This window comes from Leucobacter sp. USHLN153 (genome assembly GCF_037145615.1).
Lineage (GTDB): Bacteria > Actinomycetota > Actinomycetes > Actinomycetales > Microbacteriaceae > Leucobacter.
This window is the reverse complement of sequence record NZ_JBBCXE010000008.1, coordinates 1-3,838: the sequence shown is the minus strand read 5'-3', so window position 1 is coordinate 3,838 and position 3,838 is coordinate 1. Positions and strand designations below refer to the sequence as shown.

The 3,838-nt window shown below is 54.5% G+C and carries 2 rRNA genes; both read right to left on the bottom strand.

Annotation, left to right across the window (positions count from 1 at the left end):
* Window positions 1-11: 11 nt before the first annotated feature.
* Window positions 12-128, bottom strand: a 5S ribosomal RNA gene (gene rrf, locus WFH00_RS11830).
* Between the two features lie 136 nt (window positions 129-264).
* Window positions 265-3,368: ribosomal RNA gene (locus WFH00_RS11825) — 23S ribosomal RNA — on the bottom strand.
* Between the last annotated feature and the right edge of the window lie 470 nt (window positions 3,369-3,838).

Genomic DNA, 3,838 nt, shown 5'->3' with positions numbered 1-3,838 from the left:
CCATAAAAGGTGTCCGGCGGTGTCCTACTCTCCCACAAGGTCCCCCTTGCAGTACCATCGGCGCTGTCAGTCTTAGCTTCCGGGTTCGGAATGTGACCGGGCGTTTCCCTGACGCTATGGCCGCCGTAACTCTATTCACATACACCACACCACCACCCAATCAGGGATACGAGTGTGTGGCCGTACGTTCAGAACCACAAAGTGGACGCGATCATCGTTACTGAAGAACACTTACGCCCCAACCCACAACAGTGTTTGGGGGAGATATTCAAGTCATCGGCTTATTAGTACCAGTCAGCTCCACACATTGCTATGCTTCCACATCTGGCCTATCAACCCAGTCATCTACTGGGAGCCTCACCACCACAAGGGTGACGGAGATCTCATCTCGAGGCCGGCTTCCCGCTTAGATGCTTTCAGCGGTTATCCATCCCGAACGTAGCCAACCAGCCATGCCCTTGGCAGAACAACTGGCACACCAGAGGTCCGTCCAACCCGGTCCTCTCGTACTAGGGTCAGATCCTCTCAAATCTCCAACGCGCGCAGAGGATAGGGACCGAACTGTCTCACGACGTTCTAAACCCAGCTCGCGTACCGCTTTAATGGGCGAACAGCCCAACCCTTGGGACCAACTCCAGCCCCAGGATGCGACGAGCCGACATCGAGGTGCCAAACCATGCCGTCGATATGGACTCTTGGGCAAGATCAGCCTGTTATCCCCGAGGTACCTTTTATCCGTTGAGCGACAGCGCTTCCACAAGCCACTGCCGGATCACTAGTCCCGACTTTCGTCCCTGCTCGACCTGTCAGTCTCACAGTCAAGCTCCCTTGTGCACTTACACTCGCCACCTGATTGCCAACCAGGTTGAGGGAACCTTTGGGCGCCTCCGTTACTTTTTGGGAGGCAACCGCCCCAGTTAAACTACCCACCAGGCACTGTCCCAGAACCCGATCAGGGTCCGTAGTTAGATATCCAATATGACCAGAGTGGTATTTCAACAACGACTCCACAATCACTAGCGTGACCGCTTCATAGTCTCCCACCTATCCTACACAAGCCACACCGAACACCAATACCAAGCTGTAGTAAAGGTCACGGGGTCTTTCCGTCCTTCTGCGCGTAACGAGCATCTTTACTCGTACTGCAATTTCGCCGAGTTCACGGTGGAGACAGCTGGGAAGTCGTTACGCCATTCGTGCAGGTCGGAACTTACCCGACAAGGAATTTCGCTACCTTAGGATGGTTATAGTTACCACCGCCGTTTACTGGGGCTTAAATTCAAAGCTTCGACCCAAAGGTCTAACCTCTCCTCTTAACCTTCCAGCACCGGGCAGGCGTCAGTCCGTATACATCCACTTGCGTGTTAGCACGGACCTGTGTTTTTAGTAAACAGTCGCTTCCCACTGGTCTCTGCGGCCACCACACCCTTTCCGGAGCAAGTCCGTATAAGTGGATGGCCCCCCTTCTCCCGAAGTTACGGGGGCATTTTGCCGAGTTCCTTCACCATGATTATCTCGATCTCCTGAGTATTCTCTACCTGACCACCTGAGTCGGTTTGGGGTACGGGCAACAGCAAACCTCACGCCGATGCTTTTCTTGGCAGCATAGGATCACCTGCTTCCCCAAACGGGTCCGCATCGTATCTCACCCATACGTCAGAAACTCTTCATCCCTGACAGGCTACATACTTACACCGGGACAACCATCGCCCGGCACAGGCTACCTTCCTGCGTCACACCACACGCTCACCACCCCAGTCCGGGTTCGCAACCGCCACCACACATCACCCGAAGGATCCATGCGATCTTGGATAGCTGAGCACTACTGGTTAGGTCTTTGACGGTTTACCACCGGTACGGGAATATCAACCCGTTGTCCATCGACTACGCCTGTCGGCCTCGCCTTAGGTCCCGACTTACCCAGGGAAGATTAGCTTGACCCTGGAACCCTTGGTCTTCCGGAGGACGGGTTTCTCACCCGTCTTTCGCTACTCATGCCTGCATTCTCACTCGTGTAGCATCCACGACTGGATCACTCCGCCGCTTCACTCGCCACACGACGCTCTCCTACCCATCCATACAACTGAACCACGAAGGCTTGTCTCAATATGAATGCCACAACTTCGGTGGCGTGCTTGAGCCCCGTTACATTGTCGGCGCGGAATCACTTGACCAGTGAGCTATTACGCACTCTTTCAAGGGTGGCTGCTTCTAAGCCAACCTCCTGGTTGTCACAGCAACTCCACATCCTTTTCCACTTAGCACGCGCTTTGGGACCTTAGTTGGTGATCTGGGTTGTTTCCCTCTCGACTATGAAGCTTATCCCCCACAGTCTCACTGCTGCGCTCTCACTTACCGGCATTCGGAGTTTAGCTGACGTCAGTAACCTTGTAGGGCCCATCGGCCATCCAGTAGCTCTACCTCCGGCAAGAAACACACAACGCTGCACCTAAATGCATTTCGGAGAGAACCAGCTATCACGAAGTTTGATTGGCCTTTCACCCCTATCCACAGCTCATCCCCTCAGTTTTCAACCTAAGTGGGTTCGGCCCTCCACGACGTCTTACCGTCGCTTCAGCCTGGCCATGGATAGATCACTTCGCTTCGGGTCTAGGACACGCGACTGAATCGCCCTATTCAGACTCGCTTTCGCTACGGCTACCCCACACGGGTTAACCTCGCCACGTATCGCTAACTCGCAGGCTCATTCTTCAAAAGGCACGCCGTCACAGATACAAAGCCTGCTCCGACGGATTGTAAGCAAACGGTTTCAGGTACTATTTCACTCCCCTCCCGGGGTACTTTTCACCTTTCCCTCACGGTACTAGTCCGCTATCGGTCATCTGGAAGTATTTAGGCTTATCAGGTGGTCCTGACAGATTCACACGGGATTTCTCGGGCCCCGTGCTACTTGGGATATCCATCACGCGGTAAAACCATTTCGGATACGGGACTCTCACCCACTCCGGCCGCCCATTCCAAGGCGTTCTCCTATAGCTTCACTCTCACGCCAACTGACCGGCAGATCAATTAGACAGATCCCGCAACCCCGCCCACGCAACCCCTGCCGGGTATCACACATGAACGGTTTAGCCTCATCCGGTTTCGCTCGCCACTACTCCCGGAATCACTATTGTTTTCTCTTCCTGTGGGTACTGAGATGTTTCACTTCCCCACGTTCCCTCTACCCGCCCTATATATTCAGGCGGGAGTCACCAGGTACGCACGCGCCCTGGCGGGGTTTCCCCATTCGGAAATCCTCGAATCACAGCCCGTTTATCGGCTCCCCGAGGCTTATCGCAGATTACTACGTCCTTCTTCGGCTCCAGATGCCCAGGCATCCACCGTTTGCTCTTTGAAACTTGAAATCACATAAGCATTATCAGAAACACACACCCACGCTGAAGCACCCAAGGGCGCCACAGGTTGGTGTGTGACCAATGAAATTAATTAGTATCAGCAGCACCACCCCACCCACACCCGAAAACATCAGCCCGAAAGCTGACACCCGCTGGTGCGATATTTGGATGACGCTGCAAGATGCTCGCGTCCACTGTGTAGTTCTCAACGTACGGTCGATCCCACCCCTGAAGACAACACGTTCTCCAACAGTGGGTCAAGGATTTCAGTCCACCCCACACCCCCGAAAGGGCGTGCGGCCGGCTGGTCTCCCAGGACCCAATAGTATGCACCCTCACACAAACCCTGAACAACCCACCCACCAGTTCCTCTCACCCCGCCGAAACGAGCTGATGTACTACGGCAGGCGAGCTATCAAAGCTTGCTTTGTCATATGTTCCACCCTTGAGCTGTTCGCGTCACGCGTTCGGCGACGTTC